The sequence below is a fragment of the Paenibacillus sp. P4_E11 genome (assembly GCF_056401635.1).
The window spans coordinates 1-26718 of sequence record NZ_JBFUIX010000044.1 but is presented as its reverse complement, the minus strand read 5'-3'; the positions used below and the strand labels follow the sequence as shown (position 1 = coordinate 26718).

Sequence of the window (26718 nt, the reverse complement as noted above, 5' to 3'; positions counted from 1 at the left end):
AGTCACGGTCACATGGCCCCGCTAACCATACCATTGTATATCCGATTCCCTAAAGCTCACGTCCAACCGACTTCCATCTATCCACGCACTGGTTGACCATAAGCCTCATTCAACAACCTCAGCTTCTTGTCTAAATATTCCTTGTAGGCCTGATTGTAGATCGCCGGATCTTTCGGATTCGGGAAACGCTCCAGCTTTTGATGCTCGCCTCCCTCGGAATCGGTCTCCTTAGGGAACAGTATTTTACTGACGGCGCCGCAGCCGATCCCGACGATCGTCTGCCGTTCCTCCATCATCACAATGTTGTACAAGCTCTCGCGGCCTTCCAGGGAATAGCCGACATTTTCGAGATTGCCCAGCATGTTCTTTTGTCTATACAAGTAATAAGGCACATAGCTGTTCTCGTCCATAAATTGCTTCGCCATCTTCATCATATCACCAATCTCGTCACGCTCCGCTACCTCGTACTGATCGCGGTTCTTGGTCATCTTCGAGGCCCGTTTGAACGATAGCGTATGCACGGTCAGCGACTCAGGCAGCAGCCTCGCCGTCTCGTCCAGCGTATGCTGGAATTCAGTGATACCCTCATTCGGCAGGCCAATGATCAGGTCCATGTTAATATTGTCCATACCCATCTCACGTGACAGGATGAATTTCTCGACGGTTTCGTCGACTGTATGATGGCGGCCAATCTTGTCCAGGGTAAGCTGGGTGAAGCTCTGCGGATTGATGCTAATCCGGTCTACGTTCCACTTGCGCATGACGCGCAGCTTATCTGGCGTAATCGTATCCGGCCGGCCGGCTTCTACCGTCAGCTCCCGCAACTTATCCATCGCTGGAAAAGACTCCTGAATCGTGACGAACAACGCGTCCATTTCTTCGGCGGTAATACTCGTTGGCGTTCCGCCTCCCCAATAGATCGTCGTGATCCCGAGACCTGCTTGCTTCAGCCAAGTGCCGGTTTCGCGGATTTCGTGGTGAAGCCCGTCTAGGAAAGAGTTGACCGAACCTTTGTTATCCCGAATGTCGTAGGCCGGGAATGTGCAATATGCACACTTCGTCGGGCAGAACGGAATGCCGATGTATATGCTCACCTCTTGATTCATCTCGAACAGATCGGGAATGACCTTGAGCTGCCTTTCCGCAATATCTGCGAGTAGAACGGCTTTCRCATCTGTCAGCAAATATTCGTCCTGCAGCAATCGGATGCTCTGTTCCCGGCCGTGCTTCTTAAGAAGGTTATGCATGAGCTTGGTCGGGCGTACGCCTGTGAGAACCCCCCATGTCTGCTCCTGGCCGGTCGCATCTTCCAACACCCTTAACAGGGCTGAAAGAATGGTCCGCTTTATCTCGCGAGCCTGGTTATCGGAGCTATGAGTGCGCAGCTTGCGGGACTCGACATGCGTGAAGCGTATTGTGTCAGCAGTAGGGTCGTTCCCATCAGAAAGCGCTTCGAGTGTGACCCGAGCTATAGCCGCTGTTACGAATCCGTCAACTTGATCATGAAGCCCATCGGCATATGAGGAACTACTTTCTGCGGTAATGTTCCCCGCTCCAGCTCCACTCACGCCCCAATCTCGTTCGAGCCCAATCGTCATTCGCCACTCCGGTGTACTTGCTGCATTCGCTTCAGCATTCTCATCATCAGATCGGGTTACATCAACATCATCACCCGCATACACCAGCTCCACATCTTCAAAAAACAACTTCCATGTATGAAAAATGTCCATCCGGTATCCATCAAACCCGACTTGAACGATTTCTGCTTTCATTTCAAGTTACCTCCACCCATTGTTGCTTCTATGCTTCAGTTTAACACAGCCGCGTCTTAGTAAAAACCGTTCCGGGAACACAAATGAAAATCCCCCTCCGGGGAAGGAAGGGGATTCGGAATCGCACAACCTGACTGATTAGCGCACGGGCCTGCGTGGCGACTGCTTCACCATGGCCGAACCGGACGCCCACTCCTGAGCGCTTTCCATGGCGAAGGAGGCGCCGTGCATGCCGAATGATTCGTAGGCATCGTTCTGTAGCAGGCGATTTTCCGCTTGAAGCAATGTCGTTTCTTTCTTCGATTGACGCATGATCGGTTACTCCTTGACTACTGTCGTGGATACACGAAACTAATGCGTTTAGTATCGCCAGAAAACGAACGTAATATGCTTACTTGCTATCCACCACCAGCGTCACAGGTCCCCAGTTGACCAGCTCGACATCCATCATGGCGCCGAAGCGCCCCGTCTGCACATCTACTCCGTGTTCCCGCAGCATGCCATTAAACTGTTCATACAGGGGCTCCGCTTGATCCGGACGTGCAGCAGCCATGAAATTCGGTCGCTTGCCTTTGCGCACATCTCCATACAGAGTGAACTGCGACACAGACAGCACTTGACCACCCACGTCCAGCAGCGATAAGTTCATCTTCCCATCTGCATCTTCGAAGATACGCAATCCTGCTATCTTGTCGGCCAAGTAACGTGCATCCTGCTCCGTATCCTCGTGCGTCACCCCTACAAGCAGGACGAGCCCGCTTTCTATGCGGCCCACGACCTCGCCCTCTACCGTAACCTTCGCCTCTTTGCTTCTCTGTAGTACAACCCTCATTTTGTGTCTCTACTCCCTTGCTACTCGAAATCCTTAATACAGAGTGGGCTTGTTCGCCCCATTCTATTCTTCTCTCACCTTACCAACGCGAAAAGGATCTGCCCACAGTGGCGGAGTAAGAGAAGCGGTGACGAGATGACTTTTGTATGTGAGTTTCAACTGATGAAATATCTTAGTAAAAAAAAGTAAACTCAGATACAACGGAATCCGTGCCGATTCTCTTGCGGAGCCTCTTCCATGCCGAAGCTTCTGCTACCCTTGCATGATACGTTGCACCGAATACACGTCCTTGACGCGCTTTATCTTCTCCACAACGGACTGCAAGTGATCGATATGCTTAATCAGAATCGTCATATGAACAATCGCCATCTTGTTCTTGTCTGAGCGCCCCGAGACAGCGGAGATGACGGTCTTGCTCTCCGACACAGCCTGCAGCACCTCATTCAGGAAGGCGCGGCGGTCATGCCCGGTAATCTCGATCTCTACATGGTAGTTAGATTCAACGGACATCTCCCACTCCACATCGATCATACGGTTGAGATCGTCCTCATCACCTGTAGGAATGTTCGTACAGTTGCTTCGATGAACGGACACTCCGCGTCCACGCGTGATGTAACCGATAATATCGTCACCCGGGACTGGGTTGCAACAGCGGGCAAAGCGGACCAATAGATTGTCCATACCCTTCACGCGTACCCCATGTGTAGGACGGGATTTACGCTCAGGCGAAGGTGCCTTCATATCTCTAACCTCAGACGTTAACTCCAGTGGATATAACGTCTCCTCCGCTTCCTTGCGCATCTTCTCGGTCAGTTTCGTGCAGATTTGCGCCGCCGTTATCCCGCCGAAGCCAACTGCGGACATCATGTCCTCAATATCGTTGAAGTTGTATTTTTTACAAGCTTCCTGGAGCTTCTCTTCTGTCATCAAGGTCGATGGGTCTACGCCGAGTCGCTTCAGTTCGCGTTCGATCAGTTCCTTGCCTTTCTGCTCATTCTCTTCACGGCGTTCTTTTTTGAACCACTGTTTGATCTTGCTGCGAGCATGTGATGATTGTGCAATTTTGACCCAATCCTGACTCGGGCCATACGAATGCTTGGAAGTCAGAATCTCCACAATATCGCCAGTGCTAAGCTTGAAATCAAGGGGAACAATGCGCCCGTTGACCTTCGCTCCAACCGTTCGATTCCCGATCTCTGTATGGATGCGGTAGGCAAAATCAAGCGGAACAGACCCGGCAGGCAATTCAATAACTTCTCCCTTCGGCGTAAACACGAACACCAGATCAGAGAAGAAGTCCATCTTCAGCGATTCCATAAATTCCGAGGCATTGCTCGTCTCCTGCTGAAGCTCCAGAATCTCACGGAACCAGTTCATCTTGTCGCCGAACGTCCCCGACGGTACAAGCGTGCCTTCCTTATACGCCCAATGCGCGGCAATCCCGAACTCGGACGTCCGATGCATGTCCCATGTGCGAATCTGCACCTCCAGCGGTTCCCCGCTCGGCCCAACCACGGTCGTATGCAACGACTGGTACATATTCGCCTTCGGCATCGCGATATAGTCCTTGAATCGTCCTGGCATCGGCTTCCACAACGTATGAATAATTCCGAGCGTAGCATAGCAATCCTTAATATTATCGACAATAACCCGAATAGCAAGCAGATCGAGAATTTCGTTAAACTGCTTGTTTCGGGTTGTCATTTTTTTATAAATGCTGTAGATATGCTTGGGCCGTCCGGAAATATCGCCTTCAATGCCCATTTCGCCGAGCTTGTGGCCGATATTCTCAATAATCTCTTCTATATATTGCTCGCGTTCGGTCCGCTTCTTCTGCATCAAGTTCACGATCCGATAATACTGCTGAGGGTTCAGGAAACGGAGTGCAATATCTTCCATCTCCCACTTGATTGCCGAAATACCCAACCGATGTGCAATGGGGACAAATATTTCCAACGTCTCATGAGCAATGCGTCGCTGACTTTCCTCAGATTGGAACTTCAACGTTCGCATATTGTGCAGTCTATCGGCCAGCTTGATCAGAATGACGCGAATATCTTGAGCCATGGCAACGAACATTTTGCGATAATTTTCGTTTTGCTGCTCTTCCTTGGACTTGAACTGGATTTTCTCCAGCTTGGTTAAGCCGTCCACCAGCATCGCGCACGTCTTGCCGAAATGCTGCTCCACAGCTCCGAGCGATACGGTTGTATCCTCGACCACATCGTGCAGCAACGCAGCAATAATAGACGTCACGTCCATCTGCATGTTAACAAGAATGTCGGCTACCGCCAACGGATGAAGAATATAGGGCTCTCCCGATTTGCGCACTTGCCCGTGATGGGCCTTATCGGCGAATTCGTAAGCTTCTTCGATTCGTTTGAGGTCGCTCTCCTTGAGGTATGCGGCGGCCCGTTCAAGTAACTGCTCAATGCCCATCATTTAACCCTTTCTATTTATGAAAATATGGCTCCACACGTCGCGCATCGTTTCCTATCATTATGCCTGTCTATGGGCATGGCRTCAACTGTCGAGCCTATTCCAACCGTTTTTGCAACCTCAATCGTTATATGGATGCCCTAGATTGTATCCAGACGAGGTGGTGCATGGCTCAGAATATGGATGTGTACACCAAAAGAGAGCCCAAACGGGCTCTCCATGTGCATATGTCGCGAGATTGAATTAGTTGTCTTTATTCTTTTCCACAATCGCGTATGTGCTATTGCCAGCATGCTTGATGATCGCTGTTGTTACACCGTTATTCTCCTCGAATTTGGCTGAGACGTTCTTCATATCCCCTTGCTTCCGTTCGAAGTCTATTGCTTTCGTATGCTTGGACAAGGACCCTGTCCATGAAAGTGTAAAGGTTACATCCTTCTTGCCGATATCTTCAAGTACCATCGTCTTGTTCGCTGCTCGGGCGGATAAGCTGACTTCATAAGCATCACTGATCATCGAGCTTCCATTTGCTTCAGCAATAGCCTGCAGTGCCGCGGCCTCTGCTCCTGTCTTCCTCTCAAGTGTGAGCACGAACTGCACATCTGCTGCCTGTACACCTAATTGTTTGGCAACCGCCTTCAGGTCGATGGAATCGGTCGGCATCTGGAAAGAAGCTGCTCCCGCTTTGACCGTCAACAGCGCTCCCTTCTTCTTTCCTACTACCACCTCATCTAACGCTTGGGCTGGAATTGAGACGATCGAGACTTCTTGCTGACCATTCACTTCTACTATAAGCTCCTGTCCATCTTTGCCTTGCGATCCCAACAACGCAGCGGCTTTCCGGACCGTCTCTGCATCGATCGATACTTTCACAGCCGAATGTCCATTCTCTACTGTAGATTCAATAGCTGACGGTGGCATCATAATGCCATTCTCCGTTGGCGTAGGCAGCGGCACACTAATGGTCAGGTCGATCGTTGCCGACTTGCCGCCAAAATCTGCTCGGATTGTCGTTTGACCAGCTCGAATCGCCTGGACGCTGCCATTAGCATTCACAGACGCCACCGCAGTATTACTGTTCGAGAGAACCGCTGCTGATGTAACGTCAATTTTGCTCGAATTATCATAAGTGGCTTCCACCTTCAGCTGTGTACTTCCACCGACTGTTAACGACCCATTCGAACTGCTGATGGCTAAGCCTACAAGCTTAGGAGCCGTATACGTAAGTTGAATCGTCTTTTCATTGGTCTTTTTACCGTCTACATAAACCGTGAATGTAATCGAATTCAAGCCTTCTTGCAAAGGTACATGGCCGGTGAAATCCCCGTTCACATCTACTGTCGCTGCAATTCCATTCAACTTCACTTCTCTCGAAGAACCAGCTCCCATTAGCTTCACATTGCCGGTGATAACAGGATCTGCTGTGTTGAGCGTCTTCCCGTTATACTTATTGAAACCGGAGAGTGCAGCAGAACGGATATCGTCACCGATGCTATATGTGTTAGCAAGCAGTTGACGCTTCGTTCTAACCCCGCTATCATCGAGTGCCGAGACGACCATTCCGCCAGCAGGTATCGTACTGTTATTATCTTGAGGCACACTCCAATTCCATGTCGATGCCTGTACTTTGTTGATGACCGCAGTTACTTTGCCGGTATGATCTGCCACGACTTCTACTCCGAATTTGTTCGTTCCGGTAGACGTACCGAATTGTTCGTTGTATACGTTCATGTCGCCAAGATTACGATTGATGTTATAATAGCTTGCCTCTAAGAAAGACTGCGCGTCTCCGGGTTTGCTAATCCCGATTTGATAATCCTTCACGTAATCCTCGTTGTCAATGGATGCCTTTATAACCGGCCAGTTGGCTAGCGAAGCATCGAACAGCATCAGCCCGTTCGAACTACCCATAGCGGTTTGGAAAATCTCCTTCTGCAGCGCTGGAGCTTGAAGGTCCGCCAAAGCCATTCCGGCATACAGCGGTACTTCACCATTGGTCACGATCGAATCGATTGTGAGGTACCTTTGAATATCTTTCGTCGTGCTGTAATACGTTCCAACCATCAGGAAGTCCAAGTAGCTAATATACCCGGTTTTATAATACTCCGGCGTGTATATCGATTCGGTCGGGAACCCTAGTCGGCTGTCATACCGGAAGTCTTTACTGCCCCAATGCACCCCGTTCAAATAGTACGACTCGTACCATGCTCCGACATAGGCAGACGTTTGTATCGTTTTGTGCTTGGTAGCTTCATATGCATCAACTAGATCATGCGTATCTTTCACAAAGCTCTCTATCGTGCCGGAGCGGAACTCCCACCAGTCCTGAATGAGCGGCCCGTCTGTGCGTTTACCGTTGCTGTTGTAGGTGAAAATATCAGCTGGCCAGTTGTTCAATTGCTTCCCGCGTGCTTGCAGGAACGATTGGAATTTGGCTTTGGTCACATTGCTGAAATCAGCCGTTTCGTTGTCATAGCGACCGCGGTCTAGAATGATGCCGTCGACGTCATAGTTTTTCAACACTTCTTCGAACGTTTTCAATTGGTAGTCGCGAACTTGATCATTCGCCGGGTTGACGAACAGCACGAGTGCTCCGTTGGCGCTGCCGGCCAGCCCATTGATCCCGTATTGACTCTCTCTAAGACGCTTGATTTGACCGTTGTCTTCGGGGCGGTACACTTGCTCCTCCCAGTCCAGATGCTGATCGATCACAGCAAAATCTTTTACCGCAATCGAGCCTTCAGCAAACACATTAAACGCCGCATGCAGCTTCAACCCTAACGCGTGGCTGTGAGTAATGAACTCCTCCAGCAAATCGAGATTCGGATTGGACCCGCTTCGGATCGGAGATGTCATTTCGCTCACATAAGGACGCTGGGTCAACTCATTCTTCTTGTAGGAGACGAAGCCTTCAACACCCTTGACGTCAAATGCTATATCCGTAACTCCGGCATCCTTCGCATTACGCAGGAAGTCCAGCACACTTTGACTCGATTGCAGCTTGCGGGCATTTGACGCCTGATCCACCCACAGAATAATCTGCTTCTCGCTTGGAAGTGTCGGACGGCTGTAAACGATAATGGTCTTTTTGTCCCGCTGCACGTTATCCTTCCAAATACTAATATCGATATAATTAGCACCTGCAGACAACTGCTTAACACTACTAAACGTACCGTCTGGTTGTATGGCAACCGATTGACCGTCGATTTTTACAGATACTCCGGTGGCATTTGACACTTTGCCAGACAACGTCGTTGTCATCTCAGTTATCGTATACATCGGCATGTTGTCCATCTGTAATCGCGGAATACCGCCTAGTCCAGTCATCACATCTGAGACAGATACGACATTCCCATTTTTCCGCAGCTTGGCGATGTCGCCGACCTTGAACTTCGTGGCTAGAAACTTCTTGATGTCGTTGTTCGCATAACTGCTGTCTTGAGCCATGACTACATATCCGCCCTGGGGAATTTCCAAGTCAGTTGGCCCGATCCAGCTTGGCGTACCGCCATTGATGGCAGGGTTGACCATCTTCGTTACATGACCTGTAGCGTCTACCTGAATCGCAACATTATATTGTGGAATTTGAATCATCGGGGCGAATTCAGTCGTGTAAAGGGCGAATATATCGCTGATTCCGGCTACATCCTTATCAATGTAGTTGATTTTTTTCTTCGGCCCTTCCACAACAATTGAGATATCGAGCGGAGGCGCTTCTAACTCGATCACATCTCCTGTTGACGGCTGATAGACAAGCATGACCGTTTGCTCTTGAAGCAGCGTCGCGTTTTTGAACAGCTTAACGGAAATGTTGTTCACACCTGCGACCAGAGATACGGATTGGCTGAACGAACCATCCGCTTGCACGGTTGCATTAGACTCACCCACCTTCACCGTCAGGCCCGCATTGGGTGCATACTGCAAGACGTTCCCTACGATGTTATAGGTGGCCGTTGTTACAGTCGTGCCCGAGAGGGTTGTCAGCTTCAGTATTGGCTGGATGAAGTCGGATGGGACTACCGTTTGCCCACCTCGCTCCAGATGAATGGCAAGACTACCCAAGTCGAACAATGATGCTCTGTACTTGGGAGCCGTATTCCAGGAGGAATCGCTGGCAATGAGGACGTACCCGCCCTGGGGAATGTCGATATACTGATCGGCCTCCCACTGCGTACTCCCCGTCACCGGCAAAGACAATGGACCAACTACATCCGTAATTGTCCCTTGTGCGTTCACCTGGATCGCTACATTAAATTTTTTGACAAATACTTTGTCGGAGTAGGTTGTGTTGTTGGAAATGCCTACACCGCTCGTGTACAGCGCTACGTAATTGCTTTTCTGAGTAGGACTGTTCACGTTGAAATTCACATAGTCCACTTTCACCTGCTTGCTTCCGTCCTGGGATACGGCGTAGACAGCCTCAGTTACGGAGCTGCCTCCCTCCCCGGCTGCACTCGCCTTGGCACCAAAAGCAGGCATTAATGTGAACAATAAACAGACGACTAACAGTACATGCAGCTTGTACATCTTCTTTCTCATCAGTTCACCTTCCTTAATGGTTGAATGGACGTTCTATGCCATTATAGTTGGAAGCGGTTACAGGTTTAAGGGATAATGATGACCTGTTCTTGGATTATTATGACTTTTTGGTGCAGCGCGGCCGGAGCTGCGCAGGCGGAGCGGCATGAGGTGCAAGACGTTTTTTTCAGCTTGCACGGCTCGGCGAGGCGCCATCACGTGCTGCAAGACGATTTTTTCGGCTTGCACGGCTCGGCGGGGCTCATTCACGTGCTGCAATACGATTATTTCGGCTTGCACGGCTCGGCGAAGCTCCTTCACGTGCTGGAAGCCGATTTTTTCGGCTTGCACGGCTCGGCGGAGCTCCTTCACGCGCTGTAAGCCGATTTTTTCGGCTTGGACAGCATGATATATTCATCATTCCTCAAAGTACATAATCCCTTGCTCTATCTGTTAGAACATATTTGTGAAAGCGCAGATTACCCATTCCGATCGGACGGATTAGTTCTTTCCCAATTAATTGCTTCAAGACTTTTCGACCGGTATCATCCCCCAACCGCAGCCAGCTGCACACGTCGCTAATTCGGAACGGTCGATTCAATCGCATAGCCCGGCGTAACACTTCGTGCTCGTTTACAGTCAGCTCACAACCCGACGTCCCGGCAAATCGCCCTAGCTACTCGTACACCGAACGCCGACAGGCTTCCGGCCTCTTATCCATCTCATCCCAGGCAAACGGAACATATTTGTACCCATAACTCGCGATTGTCCGGATGCGCATACGCTCAAATGCAAATCGATCCCGGGTAATGTTCTCCGCATGGGCCACAAACCCTTCGCTTTCAAACGCTAACCAGAGAGGTTCATAAAACACATCAATGAAGATCCTCATCCCCGAGATACTCACCAGCTCGTACTCCAACGTCAACCCTTCAAACGATTTCAAAACGGGCCACAATATCGTGCCCAGCAGCTTTTTCTCCCCGGTCAAGTCTTTCTGCAATTGCTCCAACCGTTATCCACTCGCTGAACGCCGCTGCCGCTACAGAAATTTCTCATACTCCAGCTCAAACATCTCATTCATTCCATTCAACCTCCATTCAAATTGTAAAATCTCGTTAAAATAAAATGCATCTAGCCCTCTCCCCTATCCAAAGGTGTCATATGACGTTGGGCTTCAAGTAATAATGAGGAACTAATGGCTACATAAGTCACGTATTCCAGTCAACCCCCATTCAAATATAAAAAAAACAAAACGCCGTCAGCCCCCTAACCAAAGGGAACCAACGGCGTGTGCTTCACGCTGTTCTACTTCTCACTCACATACTCACCAACTCAATACTGCACCAACGACAAGATATCAATATCTCCCAACTTATCGCGTCCGTTCAAGTAGGACAGCTCAATCAGAAACGCTGCGCTGACCACCTCGCCACCCAACTGCTCAATCAACTTGATCGACGTCGAGATCGTCCCTCCGGTTGCGAGCAGATCATCCGCGATCAGTACGCGCTGCCCCGGTTGAATCGCATCCTTATGCATAGCGAGCTTATCTTTACCGTACTCCAAATCGTAACCGGCTTCCACCGTCTCACCTGGCAGCTTGCCGCTCTTGCGGATCGGAACGAAGCCAATCCCAAGTGCATACGCCAGCGGGGCTCCGACGACGAAGCCGCGGGCTTCAGGTCCGGCAATGATGTCGATACTCATAGACTTGTAATAGTCGGCCAACTGGTCGATAACTTGATGATACACTTGCCCATTGCTGAGCAGTGTCGTAATATCTTTGAAGCGAATGCCAGGCTGCGGAAAGTCGGGAATAACTCGAATATAATCTTTCAAATTCATAAGGAAACCTCCATCGCATACAGTTCAAGTCGTTTCATTCTTATCCACTCCGTTAGTTCCTGAGCCGAAGAGTATATCGTATATGACTCCATTCCAATCCGGTGTTGCCTCCACATATAGGATGGGGCCGAGTCCAGCTCCGTCTTACCTGGACTAGCAACAGTTCGGCATTGGTCACCCGAACGACCTATCAGAGAAAGCTCCTCAAACACAATTAGTATAAACCGAATCGTCGCCACTGACAAACCTGATTTCTTGCTGAGAAGCTCCAACATTCTAGCATCTTCAGCAAGCCAACTACCCATTTGCATCAAGTGCGTGTACACTTTCTTGAACGCATCGCGCCCAGGAAGCTTGTAGTCATCTGTATTCCAATCAGCGAAGACGGGATAGAACCGCTCCGCCGACCGAGTCGCCTCCAGCAAGGCCAGCAATGAAGTTTCCGCATCCGGCAGAGAATAGAGCACCAGGTCGGTGGCATCCGCGATCGGTACTTGAGCAGCGCTATCGTTCAATGGCACAGCCCCACTCCGTGCATCCCATCCGTACAAGCGCCAGCCTGTCGCTTCCAGCAAAGCACGATCGCGTGCCCAATGCAGGCTGCGCTCCACAATAATCGCCCGTTGCGGCTCTGCCAGCCGATTCATCTTGCCAACAGCTGCACGTCCGCTGTCCAATTCACCAAGCTTATGTGCGAGTCGGTTCACGCCGCGCCAGTCGAATACTTGCAACTGATCCACTCGCATGTCCTGAATGATGATCTGAGGTCGGCGTACACCGTTCCATTCATTGATGGACAGCTCTCCGATGACGTCCAACTGGGCAGTAGGTGAGATTAGCTCGGTCAGCGAGCCTCGACCGAAGCCAACCGCCTCTAAAGTACAAGCCGACTCCAGTGAGCTTTGTGCAAGCTGTAGCTTTAGATGCTGTTTGTCTTTCCCCATCGTTCGAATTTCCTGAACATCAAGGTGAGACAATTGAATTCTTGGTGCTGGATTGCCCATACCGAACGGGGCCAATGCCTCGATCTGACCGATGCTTTCTACTGAGATGTCTCCCAAGTTGAATTCGGCGTCCGCCTGAAGCATAGGAATGAAATCTTCTTCCTTCAGCCACTCATCAGCAAATCCATGAAGTCGCTCTCGGAAGGTATCGATCCATTCTTGACGCAACGTCATGCCAGCAGCTGCCTGATGTCCACCATAGTGTTCCAAGAGCTCCTGACAGCACGTCAACGCCTTGTGAATATCGTATCCTGCAATCGATCGAGCCGAACCCTTGGCCATTCCTGTCGCCTCATCGATACTTAGAACGACGACCGGGCGGTAAAACTTCTCCAACAGCCTTGCGGCCACGATCCCGATCACACCCGCATTCCAGCCTTCGCGGGCAAGGACGATGACATGGTGCCGAAGCGTTCCATGCTCCCAATACTGCTCCTCTTGAAGCATGTCGAGCGCCTCTGTAGTCATCTCTTCAACGATTCGCTGACGCTCCTTGTTCAATAGATCTAATTCTAGAGCCAGGCGCTCCGCTTCCTCGGCATCATCAGTCGTAAGCAGCCTCAAGGCGCCTCCTGCATGTTGCAGCCTTCCGCTAGCATTAATTCGTGGTGCGAGTGCGTAGCCAAGATGGGTCGAAGTGATCTCTTTGCCTGCAATCCCGCAAACCTTGAACAACGCCAGTATTCCGGGATAGCTGCTCTTCGAGAGCCTCTCCAATCCGAGCTTCACCAGATAACGATTCTCGCCTGTCAAGGGCATCAGATCGGCAACCGTTCCGATGGCAGCGAATTCAGACAATGTCTCTGGAATGTCACCGAGCAGTGCATGAGCGAGCTTCCAAGCGACCCCCACACCAGCCAAGCTTTTATTCGGATATGTACATCCGGGTTTCTTAGGATTAAGAATGGCAAAAGCCTCTGGCAACTGTTCGGGTGGTTCATGATGGTCGGTCACAATAACATCGATGCCGAGCTCTGTAGCATATTCGATCTGCTGAGTCGCGCTTATGCCTGTATCCACAGTAATGAGCAGTGTCACGCCCGCCATCTTCGCAGCGTCCAGAGCTTTCAAGTTCAACCCATAGCCTTCTAGCGTCCGATGAGGGATGTATGTATCGTAATCAGCCTCCAGCTGCTTCAACAAATGTGACATGAGTGCCGTGCTATTCACGCCATCCGCATCGTAATCGCCATAGACTCGAATCTTTTCTTTATCCTTAATCGCTCTTCGAATTCTAGTAACCGCATCATGCATCCCATCCAGCAGAAAAGGATCATATAAATGATCCTTTCCGCCGCTTAGGAATAAATCCGCCTGCTCCACCGTCGTCATCCCCCGGGCTACTAACAGCCTGGAGACAGCGGGGTGTAGCTTCAATTGTTGGGTTAATTGCTCAGCAGCCTGCCCATCGCAAGCTGCAGTTTCCCATCTTGCTCTCGAATGGAGCATTCTGACCCTCCTCAGTGCAGCAGGTTTGGATATTCCGGCTGATCTGACTCTACATTATTTTTGTAAGGATATCCCGGATCGTAAGGATTCACATGAATCATCACGTCGGAGACGTGGCTGAACCTGCGCAGCAACTGCTGCTTCACGACCTTGCCGATCTCATGGCCTTCCGCAACGGTAATCTTGGGATTCACACATATCTTAATATCTACGATAACATAATGGCCGTGTTCTCTTGCGCGCAGTTCGTTGACCGCGATAACCCCTTTGACCCGCTGAGCGGTGTCTAGCATATCTTCCGTCTCTTCCTTATGCAACACATGATCGATCGCGCTATGGATGGATTCCGATACTAGCCGATAACCCATACGTAGTACGAGCAACGCTACGAACAAGCCGGCGACCGGGTCAGCATAATACAACCAAGGCTGGCCGATATAATCTCCTAGCCAGGCCCCTCCGACCCCAAGAAACACGGCGAAAGAAGAAAGCACGTCCGTACGATGATCCCATGCGCTTGCGATAAGAGCTTGACTCGATAGACGGCGTCCCATACGGAGGCTGTATTGGAACAACGCCTCCTTGACCACAATCGCGACCCCAATGGCGACTAGCGCGAACAATTTCGGGCTCGAGTCTACTCCACTGAATATGGATTTAGCCGAAGTCAGCCCGATCTCCAACCCTACGAGCAGGAGCAGGACCGACACTATGATCGCGGCGACCGATTGGGCTTTCCCATGACCATAAGGATGATCTTCATCCGCAGGCTTGTTCGCCGTCTTCAATCCGATCAAGACTGCGATCGATCCAGCCACATCGGAAGCGGAGCTAGCAGCATCGGCTAACAATGCTTTACTTCCCGACAACCAGCCGACAATCCCTTTTAATACGGCTAGAAAAATATTGCCGACAATGCCTAACCAAGCAGCAAAGTAAGCTTTTTCAAACCGCTGCTCTGTCATGTTGACACCCCTTGAACCATTGTAGTCGACTCTCGGCAAGCCGCAGACTGCCTTAAGACTGCTTGGCTACCGCTACTTTCTTAGATTTCATCGATTTGCGTTTCAGCAAGAACCACATTGGGGTTGCTAGGCAAATGGATGAATATACACCGCTCGTCAATCCAATAATCTTCGCAAGTGCAAACAACTTGATTGATTCGCTTCCGAAGATGAACAAACATAGTGCCGCTATGAGTACGGTAATAACCGTATTGATGGAACGGCCCATCGTCTGCCAAATACTTTTGTTGACCAAATCGGCCAAATCTTCATCCGTCCGCAGCTTGGTGAAGCGAATGTTCTCGCGAATCCGGTCCAGAATAACGATCTTATCGTTAATGGAATACCCGATCGTCGTCAGAATCGCCGCTACGAATGGTAAATCGACTTCGAAGCGGAAGATCGAGAATATCGCGATAACGAAGAACGCGTCGTACAAGATCGTAATAATCGCCGAAACCGCAAACCGCCATTCGAAGCGGATTGTGACATATAAGCAAATTCCCAAGCTCGCAATGACGACGGCAATTAGCGCTTTTTTACCCATTTCTCGGGCCATATCTGGCGTAACCGTATTAATTTCTGTGGAAACAGCTGGGCCATACGCCTTCGTATACACTTCCGTTACTTTCTTAAGATCGGCTTCGCTCAGAATTTGATCATAGCGAACGGATACCCGGTCACCTTTATCCCCGCCCACCGTACGAATCGAAGGCACGAATCCGGCTTCGTCGAACAGTTTGTCGGCCTCAGCTTGTGTAATCGTCTTGCCAACGGAAATATCCATTGATGTCCCTGACTTGAAATCGACGCCATAGTGTAGGTTGAACATAAGCAGCATGGCAATACCAATAACGGTAATTATCGCCGAAAGGCTGAAGAAGATGTTCCGGTGCTTGATAAAGTCATAACGTTTCTTGTAGTCCTTAAAGTACACGAATCTCATCCTCCTTCACGCCGTAGTAGCTTGGTTTCTTGAAAATATTAGAGCGTATCAGCAAGTGGATGAGCAAGCGTGATAGGAATACGTTAGTCAATATACTGATGACAATACTTACCATCATAGTTAATGCAAAGCCGCGTATTGCACCGTTCCCGATGTAGTATAGTACGACTCCGGCGATTAGGTTCGTAATGTTAGCATCCATAATAGTACGGAAGGAATGCTTCGAACCGGCCTTCAAGGACGACAGCAGACTTTTCCCGCTGCGAATCTCTTCCTTGATCCGCTCGTACATGATGATATTGGCGTCGACGGCCATCCCGATCCCGAGCACGAGGGCAGCGATACCAGGTAGTGTGATCGTCGCGTTCATCAAATTAAATACGAGCAGCACAGCCCAAGTGTACGTAATTAATGTAACCGAGGCTACTAAGCCTGGAATGCGATAGAACAGGATCATAAAGATCAAGATGAGTACAGACCCGATAATCGCGGCCTTCACCGTTTGGTTCAACGATTGTTCACCAAGCGACGCTCCGACCGATTGGGTATACTTCTCCGTCAGCTTGAGCGGCAAGGCGCCTAAGTTGATCGTGTCCTTGATCTTCTTCGCTTCTTCGTACGTATAGTTGCCTGATATGGTTGCACTATCCGTTAACACGGATTGAATAATTGGAGCAGACAGTTCTTCTTCATCCAAATAGATGGCGAGTGGCTTGCCAAGTAGCTTCTCAGTCACTTGCTTGAACTTGTCGGCTTCCTTGATCTTGATATGAATTTCCGGCTGATTCGTCTGCCCGAAGCCGATCTCTGCTCCGCCCTCGACGAAATCACTTCCTACAAGTTCTTTCGTGCCGTCTGGTCCACGGAATGTCAGTTCAGCCGGTTTCTTCAACAGCTGTCGAACTTCCTCCTGATTCTCCACCCCAGCTAGTCTGGCGCGAATCCGGTTGCTGCCTTCCGTCGTTACTTCAGGCTCAGCAACGCCGCTTGTATTGGCCCGCTTCTCCAAGCTCTTCGCCGTTTGAACCAGGGAATCATGACTAATCACTTTCCCAGGCTCAGTAGGCTCTGCCTCATACAAGATTTCGAATCCGCCTTTCAAGTCCAGTCCCAAATGCAAATTTTTCAACAAGTAAGGGCTTGTCCCTCCAATAACGCCAAACGCAATTACCACGATAAGCAGAAATGTAACGAGTCTCTTTACATCCATCTAAGCGAACTCCCTTCGATACTCAATATTCCTATTATAGCGATCCACAAAATTCGAGTCAATTTGACACACTTACAAGGATAAACGCCTAACGGCGTCCTTTGACGCCGTGCGTTTACCGAGACGATGAACAATCAGCGAAGTTAATCATTCTGAATCGTCAAAAAAAAGAACCCAATTCTCAAAATTGGGCTCCTTTATAAATGCTGAGCGTCATCCAATTCATTAGTGTAGTGACCTTCAAAGACAAAATATCGTTGACCATCTTATGAAGCAAGGGATTCCCCTGCTTGATGTATTTATCGCTGACGCAGTTCCAAACGTCCTGCCCAGTGACGCTGTCATAGCCCAACATCCGGAACTCATCTGCCTTACTGTCACATAAATCCCGAATCGTCTTGTTCATCTCATCATCCGCATCTGGCAGCAGAGCCTTCTTATTCCCGTCCGTAAGCACTACGCAACCCCCCTTCATTTCCAACTCTTACTACTAAGTATTCGCTGGATGTTGGCTGTTTCCTGCCCTAAGCTAACTCGTTCCAGCAAAAAACATTGCATGAGCTTGGACATCCTTCGCATAGTCATAACTATACTCCAAACATGATAGTAAACTATGTAGCTGAAGCCGCCATGGAAGGAAGAACCCCACTTGAAGAAACAATCGTTTATCCAAGGGACTCTCATACTACTCGCTGCAGGAATTGTTAATCGGCTTCTAGGCTTCATTCCGCGCATTACGTTGCCACGTGTAATCGGGGCAGAGGGTGTAGGCTTGTACCAGATGGGCTACCCCTTCATGATCGTCGTCATCACCTTGATTACAGGCGGGATTCCTCTCGCGGTTGCCAAGCTTGTAGCCGAAGCCGATTCAGAAGGCAATGTGAAGCGTATCCGTCGAATCATCTCGACTTCACTCACAATAACTGTTAGCTTAAGCGTATTCTTCAACGTATTATGCATCGTAGCTGCTCCATGGGTGACGACGCGGCTGCTGACTGACCCCCGGGTATACGATACGTTTATCAGCATGAGTCCAATTCTTCCAATTGTTGCCGTCTCTTCCGTGTTTCGTGGTTACTTCCAAGGCCGACAGAACATGATTCCTTCGGCCGTCTCACAAATTGTAGAGACAGTCGTCCGGATCGTTGCTATGTTGACGTTCGCCTACTTGCTATTGCCCTACGGTATCGAGAAAGCAGCAGCCGGCGCCATGATCGGTGTTGTGATTGGCGAACTGGGCGGTATGGCTGTTCTTCTGCTCCACCATCGCCGCAATCCGATTCGTTCTACCATCCGGACGTGGGTCACCTCCGTTCAAGATAGTCGGTTCAGCTCAGAGTTTCGACGGATCATCTCCATCTCCATACCCGTGACGGGGAGCAGGCTCGTTGGGTCGACCTCTTATTTGCTCGAGTCGATTATGATCGCACAAAGCCTGGCTCTGGCTGGAATCGCCACAGGCGCGGCAACAGCGCAATATGGCATACTTCAGGGCATGGTCATTCCAATTCTGCTGCTTCCAGGCGCGCTTACTTATTCACTTGCGGTGTCGCTTATTCCTTCCTTATCGGAAGCTGCTGCCAAAAACGACATCAAGACCATCCACAAGCGACTACATCAGTCGCTTAAGCTGGCCTTGGTCACCGGTGCTCCTTTTGCTGTCATTATGTACATGCTGGCAGAACCGATCTGTTACTACATGTATGGTAATATCGAAGCGGCGCGCATGTTGAAGATGATGGCTCCGGTCGCGCTGTTCATTTACTTCCAGGGTCCGTTGCAAGCCACCTTGCAGGCACTCGATCGTCCTGGAACGGCTCTGCTTAATACCTTCATCGGGGCAGCTGTTAAGCTCTCCCTGATCGTATGGCTCGCTTCCAAACCCCAATGGGGCATCTTGGGCGCCGTAATTGCCATCAATGCGAACATCATCCTCGTCACCCTGCTTCATTGGAATAGTGTCGCTCGGCATGTCAAGTTCCGGATGGATGGTGTCCTTTTCTTCAAAGCAGGAATCGGCATGCTCATTATGGCGGCCTGCTGTCACATCGCCATGTACATGCCCTGGACAGATCAGACTTTCCTGAAGTTCATCACTTCCTGCATCGCGGGAGCAATCGTGTATAGCGCGACTGTGATCCTATTCGGGATGGTGGATCGAGAAGACGTTGGGCGTATTCCTTGGCTCGGTAAATTTTTTAGATAATCCCACAAAGTGACACTGGCCTTCGAAGTTGATTCCTATTACTTTGCGTGGACCCCATTTGAAACCGCTGAATAGGGTCCCGCTACTTTATTTGCGCTTCATATTCAAATACAGCCTGCCCTTATCATCGATGGAGCAGAAAAAAACGTTCTTGAAGTCCATGACCCCTTTTTCCTGCAACTGATTTTTCAGCCAAAACCTTGTCTTGCCTAGTTTYTCTAGATTATGCTCCTGCACTTTCCCGTCCATGATCAACGGCAGCGGCAAGCCTTCATAGTAATATTGAACTTGCCTTTGACCCTTCCCGGGATCAACTGGTGTTTTTTTTATTTTTTCAATAACGCTTAGCTTTCCTGAAGTTTCCAATATGGCAAATTCAACGTCCGCCACGTTCCCCACTTTGTTCTCCCTTAATTGCTGGAGCAGATCATCCAATGTGTACCTCTGCTTCTTCATCTCTTCGCGATTCAGTTCACCCTTCTCGATTAAGTAGCTGGGCTTTCCATCGAACATCCGACGAACCATCTGTGATTTCAAGGCAAGAAAAGCTATTCCAATCTGAATCAGCATCAATGTAATCATAGGTAGCAGCCCATGCATGATCGGCATTTCTGTATCTTCAATAATGAATACGGCAATCTCCGCTATCATTATCGAAATGACCAGGTCGAACACCGACAACTTGCCGATCTCGCGCTTCCCCATAATACGTAACGTCAAGAAGACGACAAAGTAAATCAGTACTGTCCGCAGTAATATCGTCCAAGAATCTATCGCGTGCAACCAAGCTCCCCCCGTTCATGTGGATTCTGGGTTCACTGGTATTCTGACCATGGGATTACTTGCTCATGCAAGATAGAGCTGTTCAATAATTGGCAGTCGCCCATGCGCATTACCTTGTACTATTTCGGCCAAGCCGCCCATACAATGAAATCATAACAACTGCACTCCGGATCTATATCCAACCAACCTTATTATGGAGGAGGTGTAAAAAAAGGATGAATACTTTTACAAAAGTTCCCCGGATTCGCATATCTTCACCACTTCTATCGGGACTGATCAATGCGACAATCTGCTTGCTGGCTGGCATGATTGTGCTCTCTCTGTTTCTGGCGTGGACGGATATGAAGGAACAATCTTTGTCTGTATGGGTCTATATCATTCATGCTTTAGCTTCGACTTTCGGCGGAATGGCGAGCGGGAAGAGAGCGGTTCGCAAAGGTTGGTACCACGGTGGACTGGCAGGACTCATCTATAGTGTCATCATTCTGCTGGCCGGATTTCTCGGATTTGACGCCTCAATGGATATGCAAACATTGGCAATGATTACGTTATCATTTGCTTGCGGTGCGCTTGGCGGCATGATTGGTGTCAACAGGAAGAAATAAAGTGTGTGCTTGAGCATTTCACTTCCCCTTCCCCTATGCTATAATAATTGAGGTTCAAGACTCAGACATTTTCCATTTTTAGGGGGAAGCACCATGTTTCTCATCCACTCGATGACCCAAGCTACCATAATGATTGCCATTTCCGTTTATATTTTATTGTTTTTTACAATGAAGAGAAGCCCACTCGCTCCATTTCATGCTGCCGGAGTTTTTGTTCAGGAACTGTTTACTTCACGTAAATACTTGTTTCATTTCTGCGCAGTCCTATTGGTCCTGTTCTTCAACAAAGTCGAGCTATATATTGAGCAGCATATGCAGCATCACAGCGATTTCACACCATCCATCTTCAAACTGGAGGGACAGTTCGTATCCATCTTCCAGAAGTTATTCGAGAATACGATACTGACCTATTTCTTAAGTTACTATTATGTTGTGATCTTCACTGCTTTAATGGTCGTTTCCATCTTTCTATACACGTTTCAGAAAAATAAGAAGCTTTTCTATGCGCTTTGTTATGCCATTATGTTGAACTATATGATTGCGATTCCGTTCTATTTGTTTTTCCCGGTGACCGAGGTACATGCTTTCAACCCGAATGTGAGGTTCCTGATGTTGGATGCGTTCCCTACGTTCGAATCCGAATACCGACCCTTATCGGGACTCGACAACTGCTTTCCTAGTCTTCACACTTCGCTGTCGGTCACATTGGCGATATTGGCAAGACGGTCGAGCTATCGATTCTGGAGAATATTCGTACCGATCAGTGCCGCCATMGTTATTTTCTCCATCTTCTATCTGGGCATACACTGGTTGACGGACATGTGCGGTGGTTTGGTTCTCGGTTTGTTAGCTTCCAAGCTGGCGTTGCGCTTAGCGGAAGGTCGTCAACTCATGGGCCAAATGAATGTAGAGCACAGTTTGAAATTGAAGAAACGCGATATGCAATAAGAGATTCTAAGGAGGACTTTGCCGCTTGGGGGCAAAGTCCTTTTTTGGTTGTGCTCGGGGCGCGGGGCACCCGGCTCGGCCTGTAACACGGATTTTCCGCGTTATTCGCTCTGCGGGGCGCCAGGCTTGGCAAGGGTTCGGTTCTTGTGGCTGTCGATTCATCGTGAACACAGGAGTGGAAAGTGAAAAAGAGGACCCTGGCGAGTTTTTGGCTTGAACCTCCYACCRCTGRATCCCTTATAYAATCARTGAGGTTCAAACAAGATGTYTGAAACCCGGGGYCCCCGCAAAGTACTCGGCGTTATCTACAGAGCTAGTCTTCACTTTGTGGGGTAAAGCCTAGGGTCCTTTTTCACTTGGAACKGCCGTTTTCGCCTCCATCAACAATGAATTGACAGCCACTTCTTCCGCATTATTCGCTCCTGCAGCGCCCACCATGCCAAACGTCGCTCAAACGCAAAACGCGTACAACCAATGGCTGTACGCGCTCCGTCAACTATGTATTCGGCAAGCTGAATTACTTGCTCTCTACTACCGGGCTCGATTGCGTAACGGCATTGATAGCCGAACGGTCGAACGTCAACTTCGTAGCATCATTCACGCGAAGCACGATCACATCGTCGGTGATCTCAACAATCGTTCCATGCATTCCGCCAATCGTCGTTACCTTATCCCCTTTTTTGAGCTGACTCAGCATCGATGTACGGGTTTTGGCTCTCTTTTGTTGCGGACRAATGAGCAGGAAATACAAAACAGCGAACATAAGAATAAACGGTAAAAAAGTCATCAGGCTGGAAAGGCCTGAAGTCGCAGTCTCTCCTTCAGCAAGATACCACATGTCGTTCCCTCCCTTGTTTGGATACTTAGATTAGCACCCAAATTCCGTATGAAAATGAGTTCAGAATTTGGGTTAGAAGCCCTTGTCGTTCTCATTCATTCCGTAACGCTCGAAAAACTCATCGCGGAAATCCAGAAGACGATCTTCCATGATCGCACGTCTTACCCCCTGCATCAAATTAAGCAAGAAGCTGAGGTTGTGGTACGTGGTTAGACGGATTCCGAACGTCTCGTCCGCCTTGATCAAGTGTCGGATGTAAGCCCTGGAATAGTGGGTACACGTATAGCAGCTGCAATTCGGATCAAGCGGACCGAAATCGCGGGCATACTTCGCATTGCGAACGACTAATCGCCCATTGCTCGTCATGCATGTCCCATTGCGGGCAATGCGAGTAGGAAGCACGCAGTCGAACATATCAATACCGCGAATAGCTCCTTCTAGCAGCGCATCCGGAGAACCTACCCCCATCAAGTAGCGAGGTTTATTCTGAGGAAGCAGTGGCACGGTGCACTCCAGCATGTCATACATGAGTGGTTTCGATTCGCCCACACTAAGTCCACCAATAGCATACCCCGGGAAATCAAGTGAAGTCAACTCCGTAGCGCTTTGCTTGCGCAAATCGGCATGCATGCCCCCTTGTATGATCGCGAATAACCCCTGATCGTGTGGACGGCCGTGTGCGGCCAAGCAACGTTCGGCCCATCGTGATGTGCGCTCCAGCGATTTCTTCACATAGTCATATTCCGCAGGATAGGGAGGACACTCGTCGAACGCCATTATAATATCTGCACCCAAAGCATTCTGAATGTCCATGGCGGTTTCCGGCGATAGAAACAGCTTATCTCCATTCAGATGATTGCGGAAATGTACACCTTCTTCGGTAATCTTGCGTAATTCACTTAAGCTGAACACTTGGAAGCCGCCGCTATCGGTCAAGATGGGACGATCCCAATTCATAAATTTGTGCAGCCCTCCGGCTTCCTTCACAATGTCATGACCAGGTCGCAGGAACAGATGATACGTGTTGCTTAAGATGATATGGGCGTCCATCTGCTTCAATTCTTCTGGACTAATCGTCTTCACTGTCGCTTGTGTACCAACAGGCATGAAGGCTGGTGTCTCGATAATTCCATGTGGAGTGTGTACTCGACCCAGTCGTGCGCCGGATTGCTTACACGTCTTGATTGCTTCATAAGTTATAGCCATCCTACAAAATTCCCTTCCATCCTATCTTTTATTCGTATATAAACATGGCGTCGCCGAAGCTGAAGAAGCGGTATTCCTGTTCAATCGCTTCCTTGTAGGCCTGCATGACTGGATCTCGGCCAGCTAAGGCACTGACCAGCATGACAAGCGTTGACTTCGGCAAGTGAAAATTAGTGAGCAGAGCATTAACGAGATTGAACGAGTAACCCGGATATATGAAGATGTCCGACCAACCCTCGCAAGCTACAACGGGTCCATCCCCGATACGTTGACCGATCGTCTCCAGCGTTCGTGCTGAGGTTGTGCCGACCGCAACGATTCTACCACCTTCTTGGCGGGTCCGGTTAAGCAGGTCTGCAGTCTCCTGCCCGATCCGATAATACTCGGCATGCATGGCGTGCTCTTCAACCCGTTCGGCGGATACCGGACGAAAAGTCCCCAGTCCTACATGAAGCGTCAGAAATGCCAAATTGACACCTTTCTCAGTCAGCGCCTGCAACAAATCGGGTGTGAAGTGAAGCCCCGCAGTCGGTGCAGCGGCTGAGCCCTCATGCTTGGCATATACGGTCTGGTATCGTTCCCGGTCACTCAGCTGTTCCTTAATGTAGGGGGGAAGCGGCATTTGACCAAGTCGATCCAATATTTCTTGGAAGATACCTGTGAAGTGGAAACGAACGGTCCGCATCCCCATCTCTCCCTCGTCTTCGATCTCCCCGGAGAGATCATCTCCGAAGCGAACGACAGCCCCTGTATGCATTCGCTTGCCAGGACGAACGAGCGCTTCCCAACGTACCGCATCCAGTTGCTTCAGCAGCAGCACTTCCACCTTGGCCCCTGTATCGGGTTTCACTCCGAAGAGACGCGCAGGAATTACCCTAGTATCATTCAGAACGAGCGTATCTCCTGCGTGCATATAATCGATGAATTGTTCGAATCGTTGATGCTTGAYCTGTCCAGTCGCTTTATTCAGCGTCAATAGCCGAGACGACGTGCGTTCTGCGAGTGGCGTCTGAGCGATCAATCGTTCCGGAAGATCGAAATCAAACCAATTGACTTCCATAATTAGCTTCAGTCCTTACTTATAGTGACTCCACTGTAATAGTATTGCAGGATATATCGGTAGTCATACCCGGTTTCTGCCAGTCCTCTAGCACCCCACTGTGACATCCCGAGACCATGGCCGAAGCCATTACCCATAATGCGGAATTGCGGGTCCTGTGTAGCTAGTCGAACAGAGCCTGCTCCGTTCATTACATATACGTTACCGTTGCCGAGTGCCTTAGGAGCAGCCGACTGACTTCCCGTCAGTGCATAGACAGTTCCTTGCGACTGCGGGAGCTGCCGCTGCTTGCCGTCAGCACCTACAATCGTCATCTTGGCGGTCTCTTCAATCTGGAAAAGCGTGCTAGGCGCACCCATGAGTGCTGTGCGGAAATTGTCCGACTTCGCCAGCGTAACCGGCTTGCCGTTCACCTTGAGTTCCACAACTCTGCCCGATGGTCCCCACTTGGAAGCTTCCAGGGTTGTGAGCGGACCTACTACCTTGGGGGACACCGTCGTGTTGATGGACTCGAGCAGCTTGGACGCCGTATACGGCCCCCGAATCCAGGCATATTCCGAAGACTCCTTATCTTGGCCAATGACCGTCAGTTTGTCGCCTTTGTTCACCTTGGCGATAGCCTCATTCTTGATGTTGTCGACGAACGGGGCCGGACGAATGGCGACACCCGCTTCATTCACTTCCACAATCGGCAGYCCGGCAGCCGACTTCTTCCCTGTGTCGGAAGCATAGTCCGAACGAATATAACCGGCTGTGCCATCCTGAAGTACAACCCTGTACCAATTCAGCTTGCTCGCTGCAGCAACCTCGTCGGGGCTGCTTTTGACCGAGACATAATCGATTGGCTGTCCCCATACTTCAACCGCATCGCCCGTCATTCCACCAGCATTGGAATAATAATACGGCAAGATCGGAGCTCCCTTGTACAGCAAGATTTCCCCCGCCGTCGCCTGAATGGCAGCAGCAATTGCATCACCCTCGACACTTGTACCGTAATAAGCCTGATCGGAAGTAGAATCGGAAATATGCGCGATCTGATACTTCAGTCCTTGCTTGATGGCAAACGTTCTGGCTGCTACAGCTTGTGCTTTCAAAGCTTCGGCCGGCCACTTGTTGTTCATCTCTGCGCCTACGACTGACGCGATGTACTGCTCGAAAGGCAGCTCGTTCACGACCGCGAGACTATCGTTGAATTCACTTAGTTCCAGGCTACCTCGATACTTCCGCTTACTTCGCTCATCCACTTGAATGGTGGCGCCGCTCTTGGATGTAATCCATAATTTTAACCCGGAATCGCTGCTTCCCAAGCTATAATGCTCGGCTCCGCGAGCTATCGTAACGCCGGTCAAGCCTGACGTCACTTCCTCCCGTTTCATCAAATACGGTTGGGTCCGATCAGCCGTCTGAAGGACGATGCCAAACTTGGCGGCTTGCTGCTTCACAACGTTGAGCTGAACCTCATCTGCAGCTTCTCCCACCCATACCGCATAAACCGGTTTGCCCGCCTGTTGTTGAATCGTTAAGAAGGCATCCAGCCCGTTCTGCAGTAAGGAATCGACCAGCGGCTTAGCTTCCGCTTCCGATGCGAATGTGCCAGCCGCGCCGTGGAGCGGCCCCATCACTGCAGGTGTGATTCCTTTCAGCAAAGGAGCCAGCGTTGCGTTGCTCAGTATTCGTTGCTTCGCTTCATTCGCAGCCTGATTATCATCATATGTACCTGCATATACCCGATACACTACCTTACCAAGCTTCGTCGATTTGAACACGAACGGCTTGTCCTGCGTCGCTTGTATCGCCTTAGCCAAGGTGTCAGCCGCCGTGTAATCCTGAGTTTCCGTCAGAAAAACCTTATAGCGGTCTAGGCTCGCTCTTACTGTAACACCGGGCGCAGTAGACAACCAATTGGTAATCGCCGCAGGCTGTCTCAGCCCGATATCCAGTCCATTGTCGGATGATAAAGTAACTGCAGGTACAACCACTCTATATGTTTTTCCTGAATCGATGAATAAAGCTACACGGATTTGGTCCAGCTTCGGTACGGCTGCATAGC

The 26718-nt window shown here is 49.9% G+C and carries 21 protein-coding genes; 4 read left to right on the top strand and 17 right to left on the bottom strand.

Annotation, left to right across the window (positions count from 1 at the left end; translation table 11 throughout):
• Window positions 1-77: 77 nt before the first annotated feature.
• The 5 genes from AC1DWB_RS17485 to AC1DWB_RS17465 all read right to left on the bottom strand — a co-directional run bounded on the left by AC1DWB_RS17485 (window position 78) and on the right by AC1DWB_RS17465 (window position 9582).
• A complete protein-coding gene (locus AC1DWB_RS17485; RefSeq protein ID WP_477542364.1) occupies window positions 78-1772 on the bottom strand; it encodes a coproporphyrinogen III oxidase in 1695 nt (564 codons plus the stop codon).
• Between the two features lie 138 nt (window positions 1773-1910).
• Entirely contained in the window at window positions 1911-2084 is a 174-nt protein-coding gene (locus AC1DWB_RS17480; protein ID WP_477542363.1) for a hypothetical protein, read from the bottom strand.
• A gap of 79 nt (window positions 2085-2163) precedes the next feature.
• Entirely contained in the window at window positions 2164-2604 is a 441-nt protein-coding gene (gene dtd, locus AC1DWB_RS17475; protein ID WP_477542362.1) for a D-aminoacyl-tRNA deacylase, read from the bottom strand.
• Between the two features lie 252 nt (window positions 2605-2856).
• Complete coding sequence (locus AC1DWB_RS17470) at window positions 2857-5043, bottom strand: RelA/SpoT family protein (RefSeq protein WP_477542389.1); 2187 nt, start codon at window positions 5041-5043, stop codon at window positions 2857-2859.
• Between the two features lie 243 nt (window positions 5044-5286).
• A complete protein-coding gene (locus tag AC1DWB_RS17465) occupies window positions 5287-9582 on the bottom strand; it encodes a family 10 glycosylhydrolase (RefSeq protein WP_477542361.1) in 4296 nt (1431 codons plus the stop codon).
• A 75-nt stretch (window positions 9583-9657) separates the two neighbouring features.
• On the opposite strand from AC1DWB_RS17465, the gene AC1DWB_RS17460 reads away from it, so the two are divergent.
• Window positions 9658-9942 (top strand): hypothetical protein, encoded by a 285-nt coding sequence (locus AC1DWB_RS17460; protein ID WP_477542360.1) that lies wholly within the window; start codon window positions 9658-9660, stop codon window positions 9940-9942.
• Window positions 9943-10237: 295 nt separating this feature from the next.
• Here the strand turns inward: AC1DWB_RS17460 and AC1DWB_RS17455 are convergent, their stop codons facing one another.
• The 7 genes from AC1DWB_RS17455 to AC1DWB_RS17425 form a co-directional block, all read right to left on the bottom strand.
• Entirely contained in the window at window positions 10238-10573 is a 336-nt protein-coding gene (locus AC1DWB_RS17455; RefSeq protein WP_477542359.1) for a hypothetical protein, read from the bottom strand.
• Window positions 10574-10896: 323 nt separating this feature from the next.
• A complete protein-coding gene (locus AC1DWB_RS17450) occupies window positions 10897-11409 on the bottom strand; it encodes an adenine phosphoribosyltransferase (RefSeq protein WP_477542358.1) in 513 nt (170 codons plus the stop codon).
• Window positions 11406-13862 (bottom strand): single-stranded-DNA-specific exonuclease RecJ, encoded by a 2457-nt coding sequence (gene recJ, locus AC1DWB_RS17445; protein ID WP_477542357.1) that lies wholly within the window; start codon window positions 13860-13862, stop codon window positions 11406-11408. Before recJ ends, AC1DWB_RS17450 begins: the two co-directional genes overlap by 4 nt.
• An 11-nt stretch (window positions 13863-13873) precedes the next feature.
• Window positions 13874-14827, bottom strand: a complete 954-nt coding sequence (locus AC1DWB_RS17440; protein WP_477542356.1) for a cation diffusion facilitator family transporter — start codon at window positions 14825-14827, stop codon at window positions 13874-13876.
• Between the two features lie 52 nt (window positions 14828-14879).
• The gene (secF, locus tag AC1DWB_RS17435; RefSeq protein ID WP_477542355.1) at window positions 14880-15803 is read right to left on the bottom strand and encodes a protein translocase subunit SecF; all 924 of its coding nucleotides are present in this window, start codon (window positions 15801-15803) and stop codon (window positions 14880-14882) included.
• The gene (gene secD, locus AC1DWB_RS17430; protein WP_477542354.1) at window positions 15793-17022 is read right to left on the bottom strand and encodes a protein translocase subunit SecD; all 1230 of its coding nucleotides are present in this window, start codon (window positions 17020-17022) and stop codon (window positions 15793-15795) included. The genes secF and secD overlap by 11 nt, the downstream gene beginning before the upstream one ends.
• A 181-nt stretch (window positions 17023-17203) precedes the next feature.
• Window positions 17204-17479 carry a post-transcriptional regulator gene (locus AC1DWB_RS17425; RefSeq protein ID WP_477542353.1) on the bottom strand — a complete coding sequence of 92 codons (276 nt, stop codon included), beginning with the start codon at window positions 17477-17479 and terminating at the stop codon, window positions 17204-17206.
• A 192-nt stretch (window positions 17480-17671) separates the two neighbouring features.
• Here AC1DWB_RS17425 and spoVB point away from each other — a divergent pair, with 192 nt between their 5' ends.
• Window positions 17672-19228 carry a stage V sporulation protein B gene (gene spoVB / locus AC1DWB_RS17420; RefSeq protein ID WP_477542352.1) on the top strand — a complete coding sequence of 519 codons (1557 nt, stop codon included), beginning with the start codon at window positions 17672-17674 and terminating at the stop codon, window positions 19226-19228.
• 87 nt (window positions 19229-19315) lie between these two features.
• On the opposite strand, the gene AC1DWB_RS17415 is transcribed toward spoVB, so the two are convergent.
• Window positions 19316-20002, bottom strand: a complete 687-nt coding sequence (locus AC1DWB_RS17415) for a DUF421 domain-containing protein (protein ID WP_477542388.1) — start codon at window positions 20000-20002, stop codon at window positions 19316-19318.
• Window positions 20003-20226: 224 nt separating this feature from the next.
• Between AC1DWB_RS17415 and AC1DWB_RS17410 the strand changes: the two genes are divergently transcribed.
• Both AC1DWB_RS17410 and AC1DWB_RS17405 read left to right on the top strand, forming a co-directional pair.
• Window positions 20227-20616, top strand: coding sequence for a TIGR04086 family membrane protein (locus AC1DWB_RS17410; RefSeq protein ID WP_477542351.1), 390 nt, complete (start codon window positions 20227-20229; stop codon window positions 20614-20616).
• Window positions 20617-20709: 93 nt separating this feature from the next.
• A complete protein-coding gene (locus AC1DWB_RS17405; RefSeq protein WP_477542350.1) occupies window positions 20710-21564 on the top strand; it encodes a phosphatase PAP2 family protein in 855 nt (284 codons plus the stop codon).
• A gap of 517 nt (window positions 21565-22081) precedes the next feature.
• On the opposite strand, the gene yajC is transcribed toward AC1DWB_RS17405, so the two are convergent.
• From yajC to AC1DWB_RS17385, 4 genes are all read right to left on the bottom strand, one after another.
• The gene (gene yajC / locus AC1DWB_RS17400; protein ID WP_477542349.1) at window positions 22082-22402 is read right to left on the bottom strand and encodes a preprotein translocase subunit YajC; all 321 of its coding nucleotides are present in this window, start codon (window positions 22400-22402) and stop codon (window positions 22082-22084) included.
• Between the two features lie 72 nt (window positions 22403-22474).
• On the bottom strand, window positions 22475-23608 hold the full coding sequence (gene tgt / locus AC1DWB_RS17395; RefSeq protein ID WP_477542348.1) for a tRNA guanosine(34) transglycosylase Tgt: 1134 nt from the start codon (window positions 23606-23608) through the stop codon (window positions 22475-22477).
• A gap of 28 nt (window positions 23609-23636) precedes the next feature.
• Window positions 23637-24668, bottom strand: coding sequence for a tRNA preQ1(34) S-adenosylmethionine ribosyltransferase-isomerase QueA (gene queA, locus AC1DWB_RS17390; RefSeq protein ID WP_477542347.1), 1032 nt, complete (start codon window positions 24666-24668; stop codon window positions 23637-23639).
• Between the two features lie 8 nt (window positions 24669-24676).
• Window positions 24677-26718 (bottom strand): SpoIID/LytB domain-containing protein (locus AC1DWB_RS17385; RefSeq protein ID WP_477542346.1); only part of this gene is annotated, 2042 nt, incomplete at its 5' end.

What these genes read in the sequence shown, in the direction of transcription:
- AC1DWB_RS17480 (WP_477542363.1), bottom strand. Translation starts at nt 2,084, where the DNA reads ATGCGTCAATCGAAGAAAGAAACGACATTGCTTCAAGCGGAAAATCGC.
- dtd (WP_477542362.1), bottom strand. Translation starts at nt 2,604, where the DNA reads ATGAGGGTTGTACTACAGAGAAGCAAAGAGGCGAAGGTTACGGTAGAG.
- AC1DWB_RS17470 (WP_477542389.1), bottom strand. Translation starts at nt 5,043, where the DNA reads ATGGGCATTGAGCAGTTACTTGAACGGGCCGCCGCATACCTCAAGGAG.
- AC1DWB_RS17465 (WP_477542361.1), bottom strand. Translation starts at nt 9,582, where the DNA reads ATGAGAAAGAAGATGTACAAGCTGCATGTACTGTTAGTCGTCTGTTTA.
- AC1DWB_RS17460 (WP_477542360.1), top strand. Translation starts at nt 9,658, where the DNA reads ATGATGACCTGTTCTTGGATTATTATGACTTTTTGGTGCAGCGCGGCC.
- AC1DWB_RS17450 (WP_477542358.1), bottom strand. Translation starts at nt 11,409, where the DNA reads ATGAATTTGAAAGATTATATTCGAGTTATTCCCGACTTTCCGCAGCCT.
- recJ (WP_477542357.1), bottom strand. Translation starts at nt 13,862, where the DNA reads ATGCTCCATTCGAGAGCAAGATGGGAAACTGCAGCTTGCGATGGGCAG.
- AC1DWB_RS17440 (WP_477542356.1), bottom strand. Translation starts at nt 14,827, where the DNA reads ATGACAGAGCAGCGGTTTGAAAAAGCTTACTTTGCTGCTTGGTTAGGC.
- secD (WP_477542354.1), bottom strand. Translation starts at nt 17,022, where the DNA reads ATGGATGTAAAGAGACTCGTTACATTTCTGCTTATCGTGGTAATTGCG.
- AC1DWB_RS17410 (WP_477542351.1), top strand. Translation starts at nt 20,227, where the DNA reads ATGAATACTTTTACAAAAGTTCCCCGGATTCGCATATCTTCACCACTT.
- tgt (WP_477542348.1), bottom strand. Translation starts at nt 23,608, where the DNA reads ATGGCTATAACTTATGAAGCAATCAAGACGTGTAAGCAATCCGGCGCA.